Below are 22,343 nucleotides of genomic sequence, written 5' to 3'. Positions count from 1 at the left end.
CCTTTCGTCCGCGGAACACCGCCATGACCCGCTATCTCATCCTTCCCGGCTGGCAAGGCTCCGGCCCCGATCACTGGCAGACCCACTGGCAGCGCCGTCTGCCGGATGCCCGACGGGTCGAACAGGACGACTGGCAGCATCCCGATCCGCAGCGCTGGGTCGCCGCCCTCGACGCGGCCATCGCCCAGGCCAATGCGCCGGTGGTGCTGATCGCCCATAGCCTGGGCTGCGTGACCGTCGCCCGCTGGGCGGCCAGCGCCCCGGTGGCCCGCCGGCAGCGGGTGCTGGCGGCCTTGCTGGTGGCGCCGGCCGACGTCGAGCGCCCGGGTTGCCCGGCGGAACTGGTGGGTTTCGCGCCCTTGCCGCGGCAGCCACTGCCCTTCCCTTCCAGGATAGTGACCTCGGACAACGACCACGCCATCAGCCTGCCGCGGGCCGAAGCCCTGGCCAAGGCCTGGGGCAGCGAGTTGGACATCCTCCCGGGTGCCGGCCATATCAACACCCGCTCCGGGCATCGGCAGTGGGAAGAAGGCCTGATCCACCTGGCCAAGCTGGGGTCGAGCCAGGGCCTGCGCGTCGCCTGATCCCTGCCCTTCCAAATCTCTCACAACGCCCGGCCCCAGGCGCTTCCCTGGCTCAGCCGGGGCGTTGGCATTTCTGCCCTGGCAGCGGCGCCCGGGGCATTTGCCCTCTCAAGCCTGGTGTTGGGCTTTGCTGGCGCTCAACCCAACCTACGGAGTAGCGCGAGAACGTAGGTTGGGTTGAGCGCAGCGAAGCCCAACAACTCCGAAGCCAAAAAAACCCGCCACCAGGGCGGGTTTCCTCACCACCAGGGCCGCATCACAGCTTGGCGATGGACACCTCGGTGGATTTGACGAAGGCGATCACCTCGCTGCCCACCACCAGTTCCAGCTCCTTGACCGAGCGGGTGGTGATGACGGAGGTGACGATGCCGGCGGCGGTCTGGACGTCGATCTCGGAGAGCACCGAGCCCTCGATGATTTCCTTGATGGTGCCCTTGAACTGGTTACGAACGTTGATGGCCTTGATGGTCATGGCAGAACTCCTCGGATGAACGATCAGTAGGCCCAGCGCAGTTGCGTGGGCAGGGGTTGCACGATTTCGGGTAGATCGGGATTGAGCGGCTGCTGCAGCACCCGGGCCAGTACCTCGGCTTCCAGGCGGGCCAGCTGGGCATCGCCGGCGGCCCGGGGACGCGCCAGGTTGACGTCGAGATCCAGGCCGACATGGCCGTCTTCGATGAGCACCACGCGGTCGGCCAGGGCTACCGCCTCGCCCACGTCGTGGGTCACCAGCAGCACGGTGAAGCCGTGGCGCTGCCAGAGGCCCTCGATGAGTTGCTGCATCTCGATGCGGGTCAAGGCATCCAGGGCGCCCAGCGGCTCGTCCAGCAAGAGCAGGCGCGGCTGGTGGATCAGAGCGCGGGCCAGGGCCACGCGCTGCTTCTGGCCGCCGGAGAGCGCCGACGGCCATTCACCCGCACGATCCGCCAGGCCGACCGCCGCCAGGGCTTCCAGCGCCTTAGGCTTCCAGTCGCCCTTGAGGCCCAGGCCGACGTTGTCGATGATGCGTTTCCAGGGCAGCAGGCGCGCGTCCTGGAACATCAGCCGGGTGTCTTCGCGGTGCTCCGCCAGGGGCTCGTCCTGACCCAGCAGGCTGCCGCCGCTGGCACGGTCGAGACCGGCCACCAGGCGCAGCAGGGTGCTCTTGCCGCAACCACTGCGGCCCACCACGGCGACGAACTGGCCGGCCGGGATCTCCAGATCGATCCCATGGAGCACGGTGCGCTCGCCAAAGGTCTTGACCACCTGTTGCAGCTTCAGGGCGATGCCCCGCGCCAACGGCGGAACGGCTTGCAGACTGGTCATGCGTGGGCTCCCTTCTGATAGGCCGGGTGCCAGCGCAGCCAGGCACGTTCCAGGCCGCGGGCGGCGAGATCCGCCAGCTTGCCAAGTACGGCGTAGAGCAGGATGGCCAGCACCACGATGTCGGTTTGCAGGAATTCCCGCGCGTTCATCGCCAGGTAGCCGATGCCGGAGCTGGCGGATATGGTCTCGGCGACGATCAGCGTCAGCCACATCAGGCCGAGGGCGAAGCGCACCCCCACCAGGATGGCCGGCAAGGCGCCCGGCAGTATCACGTGCCAGAACAGCCGCGCCCCGGAGAGGCCATAGCTGCGGGCCATCTCCACCAGCGCCGGATCGACGTTGCGGATGCCGTGGTAGGTGTTGAGGTAGATGGGGAAGAACACCCCTAGGGCCACCAGGAACAACTTGGCCGACTCGTCGATGCCGAACCAGAGGATCACCAGCGGGATCAGCGCCAGGTGCGGCACGTTGCGCACCATCTGCAAGGTGCTGTCGAGCAGACGCTCGCCCCATTTCGACAGCCCGGTGATGAAGCCCAGCGCCAGGCCGATACTGCCGCCGATGGCGAAGCCGATGCCGGCGCGCCAGCCGCTGATGGCCAGGTGTTGCCAGAGCTCACCGCTCTTGACCAGGCTCCAGCCCGCTTCCAGCACCGCTGCCGGCGACGGCAGGATGCGACTGGACAGCAGGCCGCTGCTGACCGCCAGCTGCCAGGCGACGATCAGGGCCACCGGCACCACCCAGGGTGCCAGGCGCTGCAGTTGACGCTCGGTCGTGCTGTTCATGCCCGCCCCCTCAGCTCTGCGCCGCTTTCTGCGGCAGGATGTCGTTGGCCACCATCTCGCCGAAGGGACTCACGTAGTTGGCGCCCTCAACCTGGGTCGGCCGCTTGACCGGCAGGTGCGGGAACAGCAGTTCGGCCACCCGATAGGATTCTTCCAGGTGCGGATAGCCGGAGAAGATGAAGGTATCGATGCCCAGGGCGGCATATTCCTTGACCCGGGCGGCCACGGTGGGACCGTCGCCGACCAGCGCGGTCCCGGCGCCGCCCCGCACCAGGCCGACACCGGCCCAGAGGTTGGGGGCGATCTCCAGCTTGTCGCGACGGCCCCCGTGCAAGGCGGCCATGCGCTGCTGGCCGACCGAGTCGAAGCGGGCGAAGGCGGCCTGGGCCTTTTCGATGGTGGCGTCGTCCAGGTTGGCGATCAGCCGGTCGGCGGCCTTCCAGGCCTCTTCATTGGTCTCGCGGACGATCACGTGCAGGCGGATGCCGAAGCGCACCGTGCGGCCCTGGGCGGCCGCCTTGGCCTTGACCGCCTCGATCTTCTCGCGCACCGCGTCCAGGGGTTCGCCCCAGGTCAGGTAGAGCTCCACCTGCTCGGCGGCCAGGTCCTGGGCAGCATCGGAGGAGCCGCCGAAGTACAGCGGCGGGCGCGGTTGCTGCAGTGGCGGATAGAGCAGCTTGGCGCCCTTCACCTGGATGTGCTTGCCGTCGTAGTCCACCGTCTCGCCTTCCAGCACGCGACGCCAGATGCGGGTGAATTCCACCGAGGCTTCGTATCTTTCGCTGTGGGACAGGTGCAGGCCGTCACCGGCCAGTTCGTCGGGATCGCCGCCGGTGACCAGGTTGAACAGCGCCCGGCCGCCGGAGAGGCGATCCAGGGTGGCCGCCTGCCGCGCCGCCACGGTGGGCGAGATGATCCCGGGGCGCAGGGCCACCAGGAACTTGAGTTTCTGGGTGACCGGGATCAGCGAGGCGGCCACCAGCCAGGAGTCCTCGCAACTGCGGCCGGTGGGGATCAGCACCCCACCGAAGCCCAGGCGGTCGGCGGCCTGGGCGACCTGGGTCAGGTAGCCGTGGTCGACGGCGCGGGCGCCTTCGGCGGTACCCAGGTAGTGGCCATCGCCGTGGGTCGGCAGGAACCAGAAGATATCGAGACTCATGGGGCTTTCTCCAGCAGGCGAAATCAGGGTTTGGCGGCAGCGGTCTGCAGACTGGCGGGCGGGGTCCACACCACGTCGCGGATGACCAGCGGCTTGGGAATCAACTTGAGGGCGGTGAAGGCGTCGGCGATTTTCTGCTGCTGTTCGGCCACCTCGGGACTGATGAACCGGGCGCCATAGCCCTGGCGCTTGACCACCCGTTCGGCGGTGTCCAGCGGCAGGTTCAGCAGCGGCGCCACCTGGGCGGCCACCTGGTCGGGGTGGGCCCTGGCCCACTCGCCCACCGAACGCACCTCGTCGACGATGGCGCCGACCTGTTCGGGATGGGCCTTGGCGAAGCTGCGGGTGGCCAGATAGAACTGGTGGTTGTCGGCGAGGCCGGTGGCATCGGTCAGGGTGCGTGCCTGCAACTGGGTCTCGGCGGCGGCCTGGTAGGGATCCCAGATCACCCAGGCATCCACCGCGCCACGCTCGAAGGCGGCCCGGGCATCGGCGGGCGGCAGATAGACCGGCTGGATGTCCTTGTAGTCGATGCCGGCCTTGGCCAGCGCCTGCACCAGCAGGTAATGGACGTTGGAGCCCTTGTTCAGGGCGATCTTCTTGCCCCTGAGATCGACCAGCGACTGGATCGGCGAATCCTTGGGCACCAGGATGGCCTCGCTGGTGGGCGCCGGGGGTTCGTGGGCCACATAGACCAGATCGGCACCGGCCGCCTGGGCGAATACCGGTGGCGTCTCCCCGGTCACGCCGAAATCGATGCTGCCGACGTTGAGGCCCTCCAGCAGCTGCGGGCCGCCGGGGAATTCGGTCCACTGCACCTTGACGCCGTCCTTCGCCAGGCGCTGCTCCAGGGTGCCGCGGGCCTTGAGAGTGATCAGGGTGCCGTACTTCTGGTAGCCGATGCGCACCGTCTCTTCCGCCTGGGCCAGGCCGGCGGCCAGGGTCAGCAGGGAAACGGCGAGCAGCGAACGCGTGAAGGAGAACTGCATGGCTAACGCTCCTGGTCAGATGCCCCAGCGCGCCTGGCCGATGCGATCGGCGAGGAGCTCGGGGGTCAGGGGTTGGGGACGCCGCACCAGGGCCGCGTGGAATTGTTCGAGGGACTCGTGCAGGCGCTGCTCCAGCGCCGGGGTCAGGGCGACCCCGGTCTCGGTGTAGCTGACCTGGCTGTCGTCGGCGAAGACGCCGTTGAGGATTTCCTGGGCCTTGAGCGCCGAGAGCACCGGCTTCAGCGCGTAGTCGATGGCCAGCAGGTGACCGCTGGAACCGGCGGTGGCCAGCGGCAGTACCACCTTATGAGTCAGGGCGCGCTCCGGGAGCAGGTCCAGCAGGGTCTTGAGGGCGCCGGCCAGCGAGGCCTTGTAGACCGGGGTGGCGATCACCAGGCCATCGGCGGCCTGCAGCTGGGCGATCAGCTCCACCACGGGCGGGCTGTCGAAACGGGCGCCAATGAGGTCGGCGGCGGGAAAGTCCTGGATGCGCCAGCGGGACAATTCCACGCCGCGCCCCTGCAGCCAGTTCGCTGCCAGATCCAGCACGCCGCTGGAGCGCGACCGCGCTGCCGGACTGCCTGCCAAAGTCACCACCTGCATCGCCGTCTCCTAGAGAAAAAAGAGCGGTGTCGCGCCGCTCGAAAAAGGAATGAGCGGACCTTAGCAGCGGGTGTTTATTCCCTAAAAATACCCTTTCGGCACTTGGTTATAACCAGAAAAACAAAACCCCGGCCTGGGCCGGGGTCTGGTTGTCGCAGGAGATTTCAGCGGTTGGGCTGGGGGGTCAGACGCAGGTAGGGTTTCACCGCGGTGTAGCCCTTGGGGAAACGCCGCTTGAGTTCTTCCTCGTCCTTGAGCGACGGCACGATGACCACGTCGTCGCCATCCTTCCAATTGCCCGGGGTCGCCACCTTGTGGTTGTCGGTGAGCTGAAGGGAATCGATGACCCGCAGGATCTCGTCGAAGTTGCGCCCGGTGCTGGCCGGATAGGTGATCGACAGCCGCACCTTCTTTTGCGGATCGATGACGAACAGCGAGCGCACCGTGAGGGTGTCGTTGGCATTGGGGTGGATCATGTCGTAGAGGGTCGAGACGCTGCGATCGGCATCGGCCAGGATCGGAAAGCCCACGGCGGTGGCCTGGGTTTCCTCGATGTCCTTGATCCAGCCCTGGTGCGATTCCAGGCCGTCCACCGAGAGGGCGATCACCTTGACGTCGCGCTTGGCGAATTCGTCCTTGAGCTTAGCGGTGAGGCCCAGCTCGGTGGTGCAGACCGGGGTGAAGTCGGCGGGATGGGAGAAGAGCACGCCCCAGCTGTCGCCCAGCCACTCGTGGAAGCGGATGCGACCCAGGCTGGAATCCTGTTCGAAATCGGGGGCGATGTCGCCCAGACGGATGGTCATTGGCAGTTCTCCTGATGCAGGTAGGGATAGCGGCACTATGCCGCCCACCAGCGCGGGCGGGAAAGATCGGATCACGCTGTGGTTATAACGCGAAAGCCGACCCAGCCTGGGCCATCCCCTGACGGCTGCGCCACGCGCTGCGTGATCACCCTCACAATTTCGTCGCGCTTTTTCCACCCAGGCGCAGCGGCCGCTAGGGTGCTACACCTAAGGAAGATCGACGGACCGCAATTCGGCCGAGCGGGGCAACCCGCAGCGCTCGCCATGGTCTGTTGGCAAGACGAGGAGGAGATTCTCATGTTCGGCAAACGCAATGACGACCCCGGTGCCAGCACCCATTTCCGTAGCGAGCGCGTCAGCGTGGTCAACGGCCAATTCTTCTTCACCACCCGCGAAGGCACCCTGGAGGGCCCCTTCTTCAGCCGCGAAGAAGCCCTCAACCAGATCGACCGCTATGTCGAGCGGTTGCAGACCTCTCAGGGGCTGATGCGCCAATCCGTCAGCAACGTCTGACCGCCTGCGCTCGATCCTTTAGACTGCGCGCCCTGAACTCCAGGCCGCGCCGCTCATGACCGACTTCCAGCACGCCCAGCTCGACTGGGACGCCTCCGGGCAACCCCTCTCCCGCACCTATGGCGATGTCTACTTTTCCCGCGCCAGCGGTCTGGAAGAGACGCGCTACGTCTTCCTGCAGCAGAATCGCCTAGCCGAACGCTTCGCCGCGCTGGCGCCGGGAGAAGTCTTTACCATTGGCGAGACGGGCTTCGGCACCGGTCTCAATTTCCTCTGCGCCTGGCAACTCTTCGCCACCCTGGCACCCAGGGAGGCGCGCCTGCATTTCGTCAGCGTCGAGCGCTTTCCGCTGACCGCTGCCGATCTCGCCCAGGCGCTAGCCCTCTGGCCGGAACTCGCCTCCTACAGCGCGGCGCTGCAGCGGCAGTACCTGGCCATTCATCCGGGCTTCCAGCGGCTGGTCCTGGAGGACGGGCGCGTCACCCTGACCCTGCTGGTCGGCGATGTGCTGGAGCGCCTGCCCGAACTGGATGCCCGGTGCGACGCCTGGTTCCTGGACGGCTTCGCCCCGGCCAAGAATCCCGAGATGTGGACGCCCGCGCTGTTCGCCGAACTGGCGCGGCTGTCCCATGCCGGCACCACCCTGGCGACCTTCACCTGTGCCGGCTTCGTCCGCCGTGGCCTGAACGAGGCCGGCTTCGCCATGGCCAAGGTGCCCGGCTTCGGCCACAAGCGGGAAATGCTGGCCGGCGCCCTGGAGCGCCCGGTCACCTCTGCCGCCGTACCCTGGTATACCCGCCCACCGCGCCCCCAGGGCCCGCGCACGGCGCTGGTCATAGGCGCCGGCCTGGCCGGTTGCGCCACCGCCGCCAGCCTCGCGCGCCGCGGCTGGCAGGTCAGGGTCGTCGAGCGCCACGGGGCGCCCGCCCAGGAAGCCTCCGGCAATCCCCAGGGTGTGCTCTATCTCAAGCTGTCGGCCCATGACACCCCGCTCAGTCGGCTGATCCTCGATGGCTTCGGCCTGACCCTGCGCGAATTGCAGGCCCTGCCAAAGGGCGCTGCCTGGTCACCCTGCGGGGTGCTGCAACTGGCGCTGACGGACAAGGACGCCCAGCGGCAGGCGCAATTGGCGGCGCACTTTCCCGCCGCTCTGCTGCATCCCCTGGATAGCGAAGCTGCCAGCGACACGGCCGGAATCGGTCTGACGGCGGGCGGCCTGTTCTTTCCGGAAGGGGGCTGGGTACATCCGCCCGCCCTGTGCGCGCACTGGCTGACCCATCCGAATATCGAGCTGGTCACCCATACCGAGGTGATCGCCCTGCAGCAGACCGGGCACGGCTGGCAGGCCAGCACCCAAGATGCGGCGCTGGCGGCGACGGTGGTCGTGATAGCCAGCGCCGCCCAGGCCAGGACGCTGCTGCCCGGACTGCCACTCAAAGCGATCCGCGGACAGCTGTCCGCGCTGCCGGAAACCCTGGACAGCCAGGCACTGGCGACCGTGGTCTGCGGCGAGGGCTATCTCGCCCCGGCACGGGAAGGTCGGCATTGCCTGGGCGCCAGTTTCGTCTTCGACCGGGACGACACCGAGCCCAGCCAGGCGGAACACCAGAGCAACCTGCGCCTGCTCGCCGAACTGTCGCCGACATTGGCCACCGGCTACGCGGCCGAAACGCTGGAAGGTCGGGTGGCCTTTCGCTGCACCTCGCCGGACTATCTGCCCCTGGTCGGCCCGGTCGTGGACGAAGCCGCCTTCGCCCAGCAATACCAGGCGCTGGCCTACGATGCCCGCCAGGTACCGGAGCAGGCAGCGCCCTGGCGCGAGGGACTCTATCTCAATCTGGCCCATGGCTCGCGCGGCTTGGTCACCACCCTGCTGGCCGCCGAACTGCTGGCGGCCTGGCTGGAAGACGAACCCCTGCCGGTGGCACGACGGGTGGCCGAAGCCTGCCATCCCTCTCGCTTTCCCCTGCGTCGGCTGATCCGCGGCGGCTAGATGATCGCCAGCGGCGTCTTGCTTTGCGGCGGCGGGAAGGCACCGTCGAGCAGGGCGAAGTCTTCTGCGCTCAACCGCAGATCCAGGGCCCGCGCGTTCTCTTCGAGATGCCCGGCATCGCCGGCCTTGGGAATGGCGATCACGCCCGGCTGCCGCAGTACCCAGGCAAGGGCGATCTGTGCTGGCGTGGCCTGATGCCGCTCGGCCAGGGTTGCCAAGGTGGGATGCCGCAGGAGATCACCGCCCTGCCCCAGCGGACAGTAGGCCATCACCGGCATCTGCTGACGCTGGCTCCAGGGCAGAAGGTCGTGCTCGATGCCGCGCTGCTCCAGGTTGTAGAGCACCTGGTTGGCGCTGCAGCGATCATCGTTCAGTTCGAGCATGTCGCTGGTGTCGAGATTGGACACGCCCCAGTGGCGGATCTTGCCTTCGTCGCGCAGCTTCTCCAGCGCCATGACCGTCTCGATCAGCGGCACCTGGCCGCGCCAGTGCAGCAGATAGAGGTCGATGACATCGGTGCCCATGCGCTTCAGGCTGCGTTCGCAGGCCAGGGGTACGCCGGCTTCGGTGGCGTTCTTCGGATAGAACTTGCTCACCAGGAACACCTCGTCCCGCCGCCCGGCGATGGCCTCGCCAACCAGTTCCTCGGCGCGGCCTTCGCCATACATCTCGGCGGTGTCGATCAGGGTGAGCCCCAGGTCCAGGCCCTGGCGCAGGGCGCTGACCTCCTGGCGATGCAGGTCGGCGTTCTCGCCCATGCGCCAGGTACCCTGGCCCAGCGCCGGAACGGTAGTGCCATCGGGCAAACGAACGGTTTGAGCGGTATTCATGGACGCATCCTTCTCATGGGTGTGGACGTTGGAACGCCAGCGCGACGCCGATTCTCCCGGTCATCCGCCAAACGGCAGCCAACGCCTTCCCACAGGCCCTGCGACCGGACGTCGCACTGGTAAAGTACGCCTATAAGGATTCCAAGAATAACCACCAGGACCTGCCATGAAACCGTCGATCCTGGGCCTTTGCGCCCTGCTCTCCGCTGCCCTGCCCATGACGTCCAGCTACGCTGACGTCATTACTCTGAGGTTTTCCCATGTGGTGGCACCGGAGACCCCCAAGGGCAAGGGCGCTCAGCTGTTCCAGCAACTGGTGGCGCAGCGCCTCGCCGGGCAGGTCCAGCTGGAGGTGATGCCCAGCGGCACGGCCTTCACTGATGCCGACGAACTCCAGGCGCTGCAGGACGGCAAGGTCGACATCCTCGCGCCGGCGATCAGCAAGCTCACCGAACTTAGCCCCAAGCTCAAGCTGTTCGACCTGCCCTTCTTGTTCGAGAGTCGCGCGGCCCTCGATCACTTCCAGGCCCGACCCAGTGGTCGCCAACTGCTGCACAGTCTGGAGCCGGCCGGCATCATCGGCCTGGCCTACTGGCCCAACGGCCTCAAGCAGCTGGCGGCGCGCAAGCCCTTGCGCGAACCCGGCGATGCCAGGGGGCTGGTGTTCCGCATCCAGAATTCCGACGTCTTGCAGAGCCAGTTCGAGGCGCTCGGCGCCACGGCGGTCAGGCTGCCCTTCAACCAGACCCTGCAGGCGCTCACCACCGGCACCGTCAATGCCACCGAGAACACCTGGTCCAACTACTGGAGCCAGCGCCTCGATGGGCAGCAGCGCTATTTCACCGAAAGCAACCACGGCGCCCTGGACTACATGCTGATCGTCAAGGCGGATCGCTGGCGCACCCTGCCCTTCGCCGTACGCAGCACCCTGGAAGAGATCATCGACCAGGTGACCTTCGAGGTGAAGAAGCAATCCGAGGCGGAAAATCAGCGCGATCGCGCGCGCATCGCCGCCGCGGGCGGCAGTGAGATCATCACCCTCACGCCCGAGCAACGGGCACGCTGGCGCGAGGCCATGCGCCCGGTGTGGCAACGCTACGAAGGCGAGCTCGGCGCCTCCCTGCTCAAGGCCGCCGAGACCTCGAACTAGAAGCGCTGTTGCGGCGGTGCGGCCCAGCGGCGCAAGGGCAGGTTGCCCGGCTCGCGACACTGCAGATCGCGAAAGGGCCCCGCGATCCGGACCCAGCCCGTGCCCGGCGGCGTCTGGGTGCAGAACTCCTGGCCATCCGTGTTGCTGCGCCAGCGCCAGTAGGCCGCCGGCTCGGCGACGGCCTGGTTACCCAGCAGCCCCAGCAGGCCGATCGCCAGGCACCTGCCGGCGGCCCGCCGGAACCTCTCGCGCGATAAGCATGTCGGTTTGCAGGTAAGCCCTTCGAATTCGCACAGGATTTTCGCCATGCCGCTGTCCGTCTTGCGTAGCAAACCCACCCTCCTCGCCCTGGCCCTGGTCGGCGCCGGCCTTGCCTTGACCGGCTGCGCCCGCGATCCGGAAAAACGTTCGCTGGGAGCCGAAGCGGTCAGCAATGCCAAGAGCATGGCGCGTACCGATGCCGACATGCAAAAGGTGCTCGACAAGTACGCCAGCTTCGATCCCAAGGCCGTGGAAAAACTCACCGCCCAACAGGCCCGCAAGCAGCCTACCATCGCCGATGCGGTCAAGGGCGTCCTGCAGGATGAAGGTCGTCCCACCCAGCCCGAGGCCCTGGTACCCGGCGTGACCAGTGTCGACCGCGCCGTCGACGGCGCCGCCGGTGTGCTGCCTGCCCGTATCTACACCCCCGAAGGCCATGGCCCCTTCCCGGTCATCCTCTACTTCCACGGTGGCGGCTGGGTGTTCGCCGATCGCAACGTCTACGACGGTGGCGCCCGCGGCCTGGCCAAGCAGGCCAATGCCATCGTGGTGTCGGTGGACTATCGCCAGGCGCCCGAATACAAGTTTCCCGCCGCCCACGACGACGCCCTGGCGGCCTATCGCTGGGTGACCACCCACGCCGGCTCGCTGAATGGCGATCCGCAGCGCCTGGCCCTGGCCGGCGAAAGCGCCGGGGGCAACCTGGCGGTGGCGACCGCCGTGGCGGCACGCAAGGCCGGTCTCACCGCGCCCAAGCACGTGCTGTCGGTCTATCCGGTGGCCCAGACCAACACCCATACCCCGTCCTACGAGCAGTACGACGACGCAAAGCCGCTCAATCGGCCGATGATGCTGTGGTTCGTCGAGCAGGTGACCCGTACCCCCGCCGACCTCAAGGATCCGCGCCTGGATCTGACCCGGGCCGATCTCGCCGGCCTGCCGCCGGTGACCATCGTCAATGCCGAGATCGATCCCCTGCGTGACGACGGTGGCTTCCTGGAGACCGCCCTGCGCCAGGCCGGCGTGCAGGTGGAGCGCAAGGTCTATCCGGGTGTCACCCACGAGTTCTTTGGCACCGCTGCCGTGGTACAGAAGGCCAAGGATGCCCAGGCCTATGCCGGCAGCCGTCTCAAGGCCGATCTGGGCAAGTAACGGCGGCTCGCTCGTCCTGAACACCGCCGGCCCCGTGCCGACGGTGTTCATTCAGCCGGGAAACAGCAGGGGGCCCGCCTCGCGCATGAAGATCTCGCAGGTCTTGGGACCTACCCCCTTCAGGGTCTGCAAACGCCGCTCGAAATCCGCACGATCTGTGCTGGAGTCACGCAAGTCGAGGAAGCGGCCACCATAGTCCTCCTGCAGGCGGTGGCAGACGTCCAGCAGGCGCGTGGCCGTGCTCTCGTCATAACGTCGGTAATGCCCCTCGCCGAGATAGTTGACCAGTTGCTGCCGGCTCAGGTTGAGCAGCTTGCGCGGCGTATCGCGACCGTAGGTGCGATAGAGCACCGTCCAGGCCTGGGCGGCAATGGTCCGGGAGATGCGCTTACCGAACAGGTAGCTCGCCAGGAACCAGCCGAACAGCGCCGCTTCGTCGTCCACCGTTAGTGTCAGGCCGAGATCGGCCGCTGAAGTCGTCTTGCTCAAGCACCATCCCTCTTGCAGGCGTCTTGCCTAGGGAGGATCGCGCGCGGTTGAGGTTCGAAAACAGCGACGGCCGGCAGGCTACTGCCGGATCACCTGGCCGCGCTGTGGCGCCAGGCGCGCCAGCAGGGCATTCTGCGCCCGCTCCGGGACGCCCTCGCGCTGCATGGCCAATTGCAGGTCTTCCACCAGGGCATTGAAGTCAGCGGGTTGCAGATTCAGACCGCGATGACTTTCCGCCATGCTCGCCCCTTCATAGCGGCAGGGACCGCCCGCATCGGCGCAGAATTTCTGGACGAGCAGACTGCGCAGTCGCGCGATGTCGACGTTGGCGAAGTAGTGGCGGATCCGGCCATCGCGCGCCACATTGAGCAGCATCCCCTCGACGATCCGGGTGATGCCCGGCTGGCCTCCCAGTTCCTGATAGAGCCGATCACCCGCCGGCGGCTGCGGCGTGCAGCCCAGCATCAGCAGCAGCGCCAGCAGCGCCAGGGGTCTCGCCGGCATCAATAGCTCCCCTGCAGCGACAGATAGAGACCCTGCTGATCGTCCAGGGTGGCGATCTCGCCCAGCCAGGCATAGGCCAGCACCAGCGACAGCTGCTTGTTGGGGAAGTAACCGACGAAGGTATCCACCCAGTCGCTCTCCCGGGTGAAGGACAGATTCTGCGGCTTCTCGCGATACTCCATGCCTACCGCCCAGCGGGGATTGAAGAACACCGCGGCCGAGCCTTCCTTGAGCCATTGGCGGCTGTCGTTGCGGTCGCCGCCAAAGCCCAGCAGCCCCATCTCGTTGGCGCGACTGTATCTGAGGCCGACGTTGATCAAGAGGTTGTAGCCGAAGGCACCGCCCAGAAACAGCCGACTGGCGCCCAGGTAGCCCTCGACATCGCTGTCGCGCCGCGCGCCCACGGCCGCAGGAATGCCGAAATCCCGCTGATGCTTGTACTGCACGCCCACGGCGATCTGCGGCAGCCGATCGTAGATCAGGTCGCCCGCCAGGCGCACCTTGGCGCCGACGATGTCCTGGCTGAGGCTGTCTTCCTCGAGCTTCATCAGGCGGCGCAGGGTCGGCATGTCCAGGCGCTGCCGGGCATAGGAGACTTCCACCCGATTGTCGTAGGCCACCGCCACGCCGGCCGCATCGAGCCGGTAGTCACCGGTCCACACCCGGGTGGCAAAGGCCGTGGCGCCGGGCTGGCCGCTTTCGCCATAGCCCCCGATCACCGCCCAGGGTGTGATGCCGCCGCCCGCCGCGCCTTCCAGACTGCTGGCGCCGCCGGTGGCCAGCAGCTTGCCGCCGTCGGCCTGCACCCCGGTCGCCAGCAGCAGGCCAGCCAGCAGCCAGCCGTGATTCATGACAGCGCCTCCAGCACCGGCTGGCTCTGCCGCTCCATCCAGGCCTCGAATTCCGCAGCCGGCACCGGGCGGCTGATGTAGTAGCCTTGGATCACATCGCAACCCCAACTGCGCAACAGCGCCAGGGCCCGGGCTTCCTCGACCCCCTCGGCGACCACCTCCAGGCCCAGGTTGTGGCCCATCTCGATGGTCGAGCGGACGATGACGGCGTCATCGTTGCCCGGCGCCAGTTCCTTCACGAAGGACTGGTCGATCTTCAATTCGTCCACCGGCAGCCGCTTCAGATGCGCCAGGGAGGCATGCCCGGTACCGTAGTCGTCCACCGACAGCCGGATGCCCAGCACGGACAGCTGCGTCAGCAGCGCGATGGCCGCCTCGGGATCGTCCATGATGGCGCTCTCGGTGATCTCGAAGGTCAGCTGCCGCGCCGAGACGCCGGCGTCATCGAGCCAGCCCATGACGCGCTCGGGCAACCGGGCATCGGCCAGGTCGACCGCCGAGACGTTTACCGACACCTTCACCTCGCGGTCCTGGGTCTGCCAGAGCGCCAGTTGCCGGATGGTCGCCTGGATCACCCAGCGGGTGAGTCCGGCCATGCTGCCACTGCGCTCGGCCAGGGGAATGAATTCACCCGGCGAGACCATACCCAGCTCGGCATGGCGCCAGCGCAGCAGGACCTCGGCCTGGTGCGGCCCACTGCCCTGCAGGGCCACCTTGGGTTGGAACACCAGCATCAATTCACCCCGCTCGCCCGCCAGCGGCAGATCGTGGACCAGTTGCAGACGCCGCTGCTGGGCCGCATCCCGCCCTTCATCATAGACCCGCAAGCGATCCGGAACCTGGCCGGCATCGAGCATGGCACTGCGCGCGCGTTCGATCAGCAGGGTCGGGTCGTCGCCATGGCGGGGATACTCGACGACACCGATCCGGCAACTCAGACGAAACAGCTGACCTTCCCATTCGATGGGTTCGGCCAGTGACAGGCGCAGTTGCTCGGCCAGCCCCACCGCGCCTTCCAGGCCGACGCGGCAGAACTGCACGAGAAATTCATCGCCCACCGGGCGCGACACGCAGCCACGTCCGGCCAGCAGCACCTGGGCCCGCTCGGCCACCATCCGCAGGATGCGATCGCCCCCGGCGACCCCGGCGCTTTCATTGATCGCCTGGAAGCCATCCAGCCCCAGGTACAGCAGCGACACCTGGGACTGGGTGGCGATGAAGACCCGCAGCCGCTCCTCGGCCAGGATGCGATTGGGCAGCCCGGTCAGGGCGTCGTGCAGGGCATTGTGGTTGAGTCGCTGCTCGCGCTCGGCGATCCCCTGGCGCATCTCTTCGAGCACCTGCGCCAGCCGACCGAATTCGTCGCGGCGCTGGACCTCCGCCTTGACCCCATAGTCCCCCTGACCGATCCGCCAGGACATCACCGACAGCTGCCGCAGCGGCTGGGCCAGGTTGCGTGCCAGCCACAGTGCGCCCAGCAGGGCCGCCAGCAGGGCACCACCGGCGATCAGCGCCAGTTGCCTGAGCAGGGGTTCGAATTCGGCCATGGCCACGTCGAGCGAACGCAGCAGATAGACCTGTACCGGATGATCGACGGTGCCGAGGGTCAGCCGCTTGACCTGATAGAGTCGGCCGCCCAGGGTCAGTTGCCAGATATCGCTGCCCTGGGGTGAGGTCGCCAGCTCATGCAGCAGCAGCCGTCCCTGCTCCTCGGGCAGGGTACTGGCCATCAGCGCGGCTTCGCCGACAAACACCACGTCCAGATTGATCAGCGAGCGAAATTCCTCGGCCATGGCCTGATCCATGGCGAAACTCATCACCACCTGGGCGATGGGTACAGGGGCACGGACCGGCACCGTGACCCGCAATTGCGGCAGGCCGGTACCGGCCAGCACGCAACTGCCGTCATTGCCCGACGCCACCGCGACGGGCAGACGCTCGCCTTCGCTATGCGCCGCCACGGTGCTGGCGATCAGCCGGCCGTCCAGATCCAGCAGGTAGGTATCGCCCGCCCCCACCCGGGCGCCATGGTTGGCCAGCACCGACCTCAGCGTCGGCACATCGCCACTGGCCACGGCATCGCGAAAGCCGAAATCGGCGGCGAGCACCCGCACCGCATCGTTCAGCCGGCGGCAGCGACCGTCCAGCACCTGGCGGAACACCCGCGCCCCGGTGTCGAGCTGGTCATAGGACTGGCGCACGGCACTGGCCTCGGTGGCCGCCTTGACCGTCAGATAGACCAGGGTGATGACCACCAGCATGAGCAGGAAGAGACTGCCGGCGATGCGGGTCTGGAAACTATGGATGAGCTTCATCGTGCGTGGCCTTGTGGAAGGCATCCTCGAAAGCCGAGCTCGCCGGTTCCGCAGGCTGCGGCTTCGGCTGAACCGCCAGCTGGAGTTTCAGGGTCACCGGCTTGCCCGCCACATCCAGCGCGGGCTGGGCAACCTCCTGCTTGTCGCTGAGGTCGGGATGCCAAAGTGCCAGCTGATAATGACCGTCCGGCGCCTCCAGTCGGGCGCGGCCCTGACCGTCGGTCACCGCGGAGCGCCCGGCGGCGGTCACGTAGACGTAACCCACCATCCAGTCGTGGATGTTGCAGCCCACCACCACAACGCCGGGTTGGTCGAACACCACCGGCGTGCTGGGAAGCCCGTGGTAGAGCGGTAGTTCGAAACGCTTGGGACTGGAAAAGGAATAGACCTGGTGGCGAATGTCATCGGTATTGGGAAAGCTCACCGCCGTCCCGGTGGCCACCGCCAGGACATGGGGGACGAACCGCCGATTCTGCTGATCGATGGCCGCTGGATGCCGCTCGGGCACCAGGCCCTGGCCCGACAGCATCACCACGGCATCGGCCAGGGGTGCCCCCTGACCGTCGACCACCTGCACCGCGACCTCGGCCGCCTGCGCAACTCCCAGGCCCAAGGCCAACCATCCCGCCACAAACCTATGCTTGTTCACCCGCTGTTCTCCACCACGCGCCCTTGGAAACTCTCGCCGGCTTCGCGGCGTGACTTCAGCTTTAGCGGCCGTCCCGGGGGAATCTTTATCGCCGCGGTGGCCAGGCTTCGTCCCGGTCGTCGCACTTCGAGCGGTACCCGGCGGTCAAGAAGGACAGGTCTTTGCCTGCGTTGAAAAAGCGACGCCCTCGCCCCATGTTGGCCTCACATCCAAGCCCAAGGTACGCCAATGAGCGATCAGGACAATCAAGCGGATATTCTCAGCGAAGAAGCCGGGCAGACCGGCCTGGTCCTGCCTGGCCAGAATCTTCCCGACAAGCTCTACGTCATTCCCATCCACAACCGGCCCTTCTTTCCGGCCCAGGTCCTGCCCGTCATCGTCAATGAAGAGCCCTGGGCGGAAACCCTGGAACTGGTGGCCAAGACCGACCACCACTGCCTGGCGCTGTTCTACATGGAGCAGCAGCCCGGCGATGCCGAGGGTTTCGATCCCGACCAGTTGCCGCAGCACGGCACCCTGGTGCGCATCCACCATGCCACCCGTCAGGACGGCAAGCTGCAGTTCGTCGCCCAGGGCCTGTCGCGGGTGCGTATCCGCGGCTGGCTGCGCCGGCAGCGCCCGCCCTATCTGGTGGAGGTCGAGCACCTGCGCCCCAGCCCCGATCCCAGTGACGAGGTGAAGGCCTACGGCATGGCGCTGATCAACGCCATCAAGGAGCTGCTGCCGCTCAACCCGCTGTACAGCGAAGAGCTGAAGAACTATCTCAATCGCTTCAGCCCCAACGACCCCTCGCCGCTGACCGACTTCGCCGCCGCCCTCACCACCGCGCCGGGCGACGAACTGCAGCAGGTACTCGATACCGTGCCCATGCTGCAGCGCATGGAAAAGGTCCTGCCGCTGCTGCGCAAGGAGGTCGAGGTCGCCCGCCTGCAGAAGGAGCTGTCCGCCGAGGTCAATCGCAAGATCAACGAGCGCCAGCGCGAATTCTTTCTCAAGGAGCAGCTCAAGCTGATCCAGCAGGAGCTGGGCATCACCAAGGATGATCGCAGCAGCGACATCGAAAGCTTCCGCCAGCGCCTGGCAGGCAAGAGCCTGCCCGAAGCCGCCCAGAAGCGTATCGAGGACGAGCTGAACAAGCTGTCCATCCTCGAGACCGGCTCGCCGGAATACGGTGTCACCCGCAACTACCTGGATTGGGCCACCGACCTGCCCTGGGGCGTCCACGGCCAGGACAAGCTCGACCTCAAGCATGCGCGCAAGGTGCTCGACCGCCACCATGCCGGGCTCGACGACATCAAGAATCGCATCCTCGAATTCCTCGCCGTGGGCGCCTTCAAGGGTGAGGTGACCGGCTCCATCGTGCTGCTGGTGGGCCCGCCCGGAGTGGGCAAGACCAGCATCGGCAAGTCCATCGCCGAATCCCTCGGCCGTCCCTTCTATCGCTTCAGCGTCGGCGGCATGAGGGACGAAGCCGAGATCAAGGGTCACCGCCGCACCTATATCGGCGCCATGCCCGGCAAGCTCGTCCAGGCGCTGCGCGACGTCAGGGTGATGAATCCGGTCATCATGCTCGACGAGATCGACAAGATGGGCCAGAGCTACCAGGGCGACCCCGCCTCGGCACTGCTGGAGACCCTGGATCCGGAGCAGAACGTCGACTTCCTCGACCACTATCTGGATCTGCGCCTGGACCTGTCCAAGGTGCTGTTCGTGTGTACCGCCAATACCCTGGACTCCATTCCCGGTCCCCTACTCGATCGCATGGAGGTCATCCGCCTGTCCGGCTACATCGCCGAGGAAAAGCAGGCCATCGCCAAGCGCCATCTCTGGCCCAAGCAGCTGGACAAGGCCGGGGTGCCCAAGGATCGCCTGACGCTCACCGACAGTGCCCTCAAGGCCCTGGTGGAGGGCTATGCCCGCGAAGCCGGCGTGCGCCAGCTGGAGAAGCAACTGGGCAAGCTGGTGCGCAAGGCGGTGGTCCGGCTCATCGAGGATCCCAAGCTCAAGGTCAAGATCGGTGCCTCGGATCTCGAGGACTACCTGGGCATGCCGCCTTTCCGCAAGGAACAGGTGCTATCCGGCGTCGGCATCATCACCGGGCTGGCCTGGACCAGCATGGGCGGTGCCACCCTGCCGATCGAGGCGACGCGCATCCATACCCTGAATCGCGGCTTCAAGCTCACCGGCAAGCTGGGTGACGTCATGAAGGAATCCGCCGAGATCGCCTACAGCTACGTCACGGCGCATCTCAAGGACTTCAAGGGCGATCCGAATTTCTTCGACCAGGCCTTCGTCCACCTGCACGTACCCGAAGGCGCCACACCCAAGGACGGTCCCAGCGCCGGCGTCACCATGGCCTCCGCCCTGCTGTCGCTGGCGCGCAACCAGGCGCCGAAGAAGAACGTGGCCATGACCGGCGAGCTGACCCTGACCGGCCAGGTGCTGCCCATCGGCGGGGTACGGGAAAAGGTCATCGCGGCGCGGCGGCAGAAAATCAGCGAGCTGATCCTGCCGGAGCCCAATCGCGGCGACTTCGAAGAGCTGCCCGCCTATCTCAAGGAGGGGCTGACCGTTCACTTCGCCAAGCGCTTCGCCGACGTGGCCAAGGTGCTCTTCTAGTCTGACCGCCAATCTCTTGGGGTATGCTCTGCGTTTTGCCGTCATACCCCGGAGGTTTCCATGTCCAACCGTCTTCTGTTCTGCGGCTGTCTGCTCCTGGCCGGCTGTAGCAGTACCCAGCCGAGCGGCAACCTCATCCTGGGCGACGACAGCGACTGCACCCCGCTGGCCATGCGCACCGGCCAGGAACTGACCCTGACCCTGCCCAGCGATCCCACCAGCGGCTATCGCTGGACCATCCTCCAGCGCAGCGACAACCTCAGGCAACTCGGCCCGGAAGTCTTCCGCGAACAGCGCCAGGACCAGGGCGGCATCGGCAGCGCCGGTCAGTCCCTCTGGCGCTTTCGCGCCCAGAGCGCCGGCAGCGCTCATCTCGAACTCCAGGCCCGCCAGCCCTGGGATGCCGAAGCCGAGCCCCAGGCGCGCTTCGACTGCCGTATCGAAATCCGCTGAAGCCACGTCCCGCGGTGCCTGCCGGGGGTACAATGCCCCCTTTCGATTTTCCAGGTACCGCCCATGAGCGAAGCCGACCGCCTGTTCGCGTCGCCGCAGCCTCCTGCCGACTTCACCTTCAACGAAGACGTGGTGCGCGTCTTTCCCGACATGATCAAGAGATCCGTGCCGGGCTATCCCACCATCGTCGAGAATCTCGGCGTCATCGCGGCGCGGTTCGCCCAGCCCCATAGCCGTCTCTATGACCTCGGCTGCTCCCTGGGCGCTGTGACCCAGGCCCTGCGCCGTCATGTCCGCGCCGAGGGTACCCGGGTGGTGGCCATCGACAACTCCACGGCCATGGTCACCCGCTGCCGCGAATACCTCAGCGCCCAGGATTCGATGCACGAGGAGTTGCTGCCAGTCGAGGTCGTGGAAGGCGACATCCTCGAGGTCCCGCTCGAACCGGCCTCGGTGATCGCGCTCAACTTCACCCTGCAATTCATCGCTCCGGAACAGCGCCTGGGCCTGCTCAGCCGGCTGCGCGACAGCCTGCTGCCAGGGGGTGCCCTGCTGCTGTCGGAAAAGATCCGTTTCCCGGAGGCCCAGACCCAGGCACTGCTCAACGGCCTGCACCTGGACTTCAAGAGAGCCAATGGCTACAGCGAGCTGGAAATCGCCCAGAAACGCACCGCGCTGGAAAACGTCATGCTCACCGACACCCTGAACGAACACCGGGCGCGCCTGCAGGCCGCCGGCTTCACCACCGTCGTGCCCTGGTTCCAATGCCTCAACTTCACCTCCCTGATCGCCCTGCCATGACCCAGCCCTCTTACCTCGCAGCCCTGCAACGGGCACTGGCGGATACCCCGCTGGCCACCTGGTCCCAGTCCCTCGAAGCCGTCCTGGCCGCCAAGTACGCTCGTGGCCACGGCGATCTGCAGCGCTGGCAAGCGGGTGTCGATGCTCTTCCCGAAATCGCGGTAGAAGCTGTCGACCTGCGCGAGGCCGTTCGCCTCGCCGGCGCTCCTACCGCGGAGCAGCATCAGGCCCTGCGCGAGGCGCTGCTGCAACTGCGGCCCTGGCGCAAGGGCCCCTTCCAGCTGTTCGATCTTCATCTCGATACCGAATGGCGCTCTGACTGGAAATGGGATCGGGTCGCCCCTCATCTGGATCTGCAAGGCAAGCGCGTCCTGGATGTCGGCAGCGGCAACGGCTACTACCAGTGGCGCATGCTTGGTGCTGGAGCCAGCCTGGTCCTGGGCGTCGATCCCAACTGGCTGTTCCACTGCCAGTTCCAGGCCCTGCGTCGCTATCTGCCCGACCTGCCCACCTGGCACCTGCCACTGACGCTGGAAGAACTGCCCGCCCTGGACGGCGGCTTCGATACCGTCTTCTCCATGGGCGTGCTCTACCATCGCCGCTCGCCCATCGACCACCTGCTGGACCTGAAGAACTGCCTCGACAGCGGCGGTGAGCTGGTCCTGGAAACCCTGGTCGTGGCGGGCGATGCCACCACCGTCCTGGTCCCCGAGGACCGCTATGCCCAGATGCGCAACGTCTGGTTCCTGCCCTCCGCGGCCGCCCTGCAGCTCTGGCTGCAGCGCGCCGGCTATCGTCACATCCGCCTGGTGGATCTCACCCCGACGACGGTAGACGAGCAGCGCTCCACCGAATGGATGGGCTTCCAGTCGCTACCGGACTTCCTGAACCCGGAAGATCCCAGCCTGACGGTAGAAGGCCTCCCTGCCCCCCTGCGCGCCACCCTGATCGCCCGCAAACCCTGAACGCAAAAAGCCCTGCACCTGCCGGGCTTTTTCTTGCTCGCGTAACACGGTCGTAGGTTGGGCTGAGCCTGGCTATCCGGAATCCAAACCTGGCCCTTCAGCGTCCTTCCCCAATTCTCTCGATATTTGCAGTGAACCTCATCGTTGGGCTTCGCTGCGCTCAGCGCCAACCTACGGCCTGATCCTCACGGGCGATTACGCCTCTTGCGCTTAAAACAGTACAGCCCGGCGCAGCCGGGCTGTTCTGGCTCTTGGGCTCTTGCAAGCTTCAGGCAGCACCCCTCTGGCAGGCACTGCACCAAACGCTCCGCTGCACCGCTTCTGGTCCCCTTTCCCCCCGGGAGAGGGCTAGGGTGAGGGCCACCTCAGCTCCGTAGCCTCAGGCGTCCGCTAGCCGATTATCTGCTCCAAGCGCCCCGGCACCCTGACGCCCGGCCAAACTTTTCCCGCCCCAAAGACAACACCCCCGCCAGAATGAACTGAGCGGGGGTGCTGGGTGTTAGGCGCTTGACGATGACCTACTCTCACATGGGGAAACCCCACACTACCATCGGCGATGCATCGTTTCAC

23 protein-coding genes are annotated in these 22,343 nt (G+C 66.6%); 9 read left to right on the top strand and 14 right to left on the bottom strand.

Features of this window, described 5'->3' with window-relative positions; genetic code table 11:
- Positions 1–23 precede the first annotated feature (23 nt).
- Positions 24–584: an alpha/beta hydrolase gene (locus FHR73_RS00115; RefSeq protein WP_183628555.1), complete on the top strand. Its 561-nt coding sequence runs from the start codon at positions 24–26 to the stop codon at positions 582–584.
- Between the two features lie 256 nt (positions 585–840).
- Here the strand turns inward: FHR73_RS00115 and FHR73_RS00110 are convergent, their stop codons facing one another.
- From FHR73_RS00110 to FHR73_RS00080, 7 genes are all read right to left on the bottom strand, one after another.
- A complete protein-coding gene (locus FHR73_RS00110; protein ID WP_010795839.1) occupies positions 841–1,056 on the bottom strand; it encodes a molybdopterin-binding protein in 216 nt (71 codons plus the stop codon).
- A gap of 23 nt (positions 1,057–1,079) precedes the next feature.
- Positions 1,080–1,889 carry an aliphatic sulfonates ABC transporter ATP-binding protein gene (gene ssuB / locus FHR73_RS00105; protein ID WP_183628553.1) on the bottom strand — a complete coding sequence of 270 codons (810 nt, stop codon included), beginning with the start codon at positions 1,887–1,889 and terminating at the stop codon, positions 1,080–1,082.
- On the bottom strand, positions 1,886–2,674 hold the full coding sequence (ssuC, locus tag FHR73_RS00100) for an aliphatic sulfonate ABC transporter permease SsuC (RefSeq protein ID WP_183628551.1): 789 nt from the start codon (positions 2,672–2,674) through the stop codon (positions 1,886–1,888). Before ssuC ends, ssuB begins: the two co-directional genes overlap by 4 nt.
- Before the next feature lie 10 nt (positions 2,675–2,684).
- Positions 2,685–3,833 carry an FMNH2-dependent alkanesulfonate monooxygenase gene (ssuD, locus tag FHR73_RS00095; RefSeq protein WP_183628549.1) on the bottom strand — a complete coding sequence of 383 codons (1,149 nt, stop codon included), beginning with the start codon at positions 3,831–3,833 and terminating at the stop codon, positions 2,685–2,687.
- A gap of 23 nt (positions 3,834–3,856) precedes the next feature.
- On the bottom strand, positions 3,857–4,822 hold the full coding sequence (locus tag FHR73_RS00090) for a sulfonate ABC transporter substrate-binding protein (RefSeq protein ID WP_183628547.1): 966 nt from the start codon (positions 4,820–4,822) through the stop codon (positions 3,857–3,859).
- Positions 4,823–4,837: 15 nt separating this feature from the next.
- Positions 4,838–5,425: an NADPH-dependent FMN reductase gene (ssuE, locus tag FHR73_RS00085; RefSeq protein WP_183628546.1), complete on the bottom strand. Its 588-nt coding sequence runs from the start codon at positions 5,423–5,425 to the stop codon at positions 4,838–4,840.
- A gap of 164 nt (positions 5,426–5,589) precedes the next feature.
- The gene (locus tag FHR73_RS00080; RefSeq protein ID WP_027598409.1) at positions 5,590–6,228 is read right to left on the bottom strand and encodes a peroxiredoxin; all 639 of its coding nucleotides are present in this window, start codon (positions 6,226–6,228) and stop codon (positions 5,590–5,592) included.
- Between the two features lie 297 nt (positions 6,229–6,525).
- On the opposite strand from FHR73_RS00080, the gene FHR73_RS00075 reads away from it, so the two are divergent.
- Together FHR73_RS00075 and mnmC are read left to right on the top strand one after the other, a co-directional pair.
- Positions 6,526–6,741: a DUF6316 family protein gene (locus FHR73_RS00075; RefSeq protein ID WP_132831703.1), complete on the top strand. Its 216-nt coding sequence runs from the start codon at positions 6,526–6,528 to the stop codon at positions 6,739–6,741.
- 55 nt (positions 6,742–6,796) lie between these two features.
- Positions 6,797–8,734, top strand: a complete 1,938-nt coding sequence (gene mnmC / locus FHR73_RS00070; RefSeq protein WP_183628544.1) for a bifunctional tRNA (5-methylaminomethyl-2-thiouridine)(34)-methyltransferase MnmD/FAD-dependent 5-carboxymethylaminomethyl-2-thiouridine(34) oxidoreductase MnmC — start codon at positions 6,797–6,799, stop codon at positions 8,732–8,734.
- Here mnmC and FHR73_RS00065 read toward each other — a convergent pair.
- The gene (locus tag FHR73_RS00065; RefSeq protein WP_183628542.1) at positions 8,731–9,564 is read right to left on the bottom strand and encodes an aldo/keto reductase; all 834 of its coding nucleotides are present in this window, start codon (positions 9,562–9,564) and stop codon (positions 8,731–8,733) included. The genes mnmC and FHR73_RS00065 overlap by 4 nt on opposite strands.
- Positions 9,565–9,730: 166 nt before the next feature.
- Between FHR73_RS00065 and FHR73_RS00060 the strand changes: the two genes are divergently transcribed.
- On the top strand, positions 9,731–10,714 hold the full coding sequence (locus tag FHR73_RS00060; protein ID WP_183628540.1) for a DctP family TRAP transporter solute-binding subunit: 984 nt from the start codon (positions 9,731–9,733) through the stop codon (positions 10,712–10,714).
- On the opposite strand, the gene FHR73_RS00055 is transcribed toward FHR73_RS00060, so the two are convergent.
- Positions 10,711–11,022 carry a hypothetical protein gene (locus tag FHR73_RS00055; RefSeq protein WP_260175332.1) on the bottom strand — a complete coding sequence of 104 codons (312 nt, stop codon included), beginning with the start codon at positions 11,020–11,022 and terminating at the stop codon, positions 10,711–10,713. The genes FHR73_RS00060 and FHR73_RS00055 overlap by 4 nt on opposite strands.
- Between FHR73_RS00055 and FHR73_RS00050 the strand changes: the two genes are divergently transcribed.
- Positions 11,021–12,127, top strand: a complete 1,107-nt coding sequence (locus tag FHR73_RS00050) for an alpha/beta hydrolase (RefSeq protein WP_183628538.1) — start codon at positions 11,021–11,023, stop codon at positions 12,125–12,127. The two genes, FHR73_RS00055 and FHR73_RS00050, sit on opposite strands and share 2 nt — an antisense overlap.
- A gap of 51 nt (positions 12,128–12,178) precedes the next feature.
- Here the strand turns inward: FHR73_RS00050 and FHR73_RS00045 are convergent, their stop codons facing one another.
- The 5 genes from FHR73_RS00045 to FHR73_RS00025 all read right to left on the bottom strand — a co-directional run bounded on the left by FHR73_RS00045 (position 12,179) and on the right by FHR73_RS00025 (position 16,899).
- Positions 12,179–12,616, bottom strand: a complete 438-nt coding sequence (locus FHR73_RS00045) for a DNA methylase (protein ID WP_183628537.1) — start codon at positions 12,614–12,616, stop codon at positions 12,179–12,181.
- Between the two features lie 78 nt (positions 12,617–12,694).
- Positions 12,695–13,120 carry a group 1 truncated hemoglobin gene (locus tag FHR73_RS00040; protein WP_183628536.1) on the bottom strand — a complete coding sequence of 142 codons (426 nt, stop codon included), beginning with the start codon at positions 13,118–13,120 and terminating at the stop codon, positions 12,695–12,697.
- Entirely contained in the window at positions 13,120–13,971 is an 852-nt protein-coding gene (locus FHR73_RS00035; protein WP_183628535.1) for a DUF3034 family protein, read from the bottom strand. The genes FHR73_RS00040 and FHR73_RS00035 overlap by 1 nt, the downstream gene beginning before the upstream one ends.
- Positions 13,968–16,286: a bifunctional diguanylate cyclase/phosphodiesterase gene (locus FHR73_RS00030; protein ID WP_183628534.1), complete on the bottom strand. Its 2,319-nt coding sequence runs from the start codon at positions 16,284–16,286 to the stop codon at positions 13,968–13,970. Before FHR73_RS00030 ends, FHR73_RS00035 begins: the two co-directional genes overlap by 4 nt.
- Positions 16,270–16,899, bottom strand: a complete 630-nt coding sequence (locus tag FHR73_RS00025) for a methylamine utilization protein (protein ID WP_183628533.1) — start codon at positions 16,897–16,899, stop codon at positions 16,270–16,272. Before FHR73_RS00025 ends, FHR73_RS00030 begins: the two co-directional genes overlap by 17 nt.
- Positions 16,900–17,163: 264 nt before the next feature.
- Here FHR73_RS00025 and lon point away from each other — a divergent pair, with 264 nt between their 5' ends.
- From lon to cmoB, 4 genes are all read left to right on the top strand, one after another.
- Complete coding sequence (lon, locus tag FHR73_RS00020; protein WP_183628532.1) at positions 17,164–19,554, top strand: endopeptidase La; 2,391 nt, start codon at positions 17,164–17,166, stop codon at positions 19,552–19,554.
- Positions 19,555–19,614: 60 nt separating this feature from the next.
- Positions 19,615–20,007, top strand: coding sequence for a protease inhibitor I42 family protein (locus FHR73_RS00015; RefSeq protein WP_183628530.1), 393 nt, complete (start codon positions 19,615–19,617; stop codon positions 20,005–20,007).
- A 63-nt stretch (positions 20,008–20,070) separates the two neighbouring features.
- The gene (gene cmoA / locus FHR73_RS00010) at positions 20,071–20,808 is read left to right on the top strand and encodes a carboxy-S-adenosyl-L-methionine synthase CmoA (protein ID WP_183628528.1); all 738 of its coding nucleotides are present in this window, start codon (positions 20,071–20,073) and stop codon (positions 20,806–20,808) included.
- Positions 20,805–21,773 (top strand): tRNA 5-methoxyuridine(34)/uridine 5-oxyacetic acid(34) synthase CmoB, encoded by a 969-nt coding sequence (cmoB, locus tag FHR73_RS00005; RefSeq protein ID WP_183628526.1) that lies wholly within the window; start codon positions 20,805–20,807, stop codon positions 21,771–21,773. Before cmoA ends, cmoB begins: the two co-directional genes overlap by 4 nt.
- Positions 21,774–22,343: the final 570 nt, after the last annotated feature.

Source organism: Pseudomonas sp. AS2.8 (assembly GCF_014190935.1).
GTDB lineage: Bacteria > Pseudomonadota > Gammaproteobacteria > Pseudomonadales > Pseudomonadaceae > Chryseomonas.
This window is presented reverse-complemented; position numbering and strand designations above follow the sequence as displayed.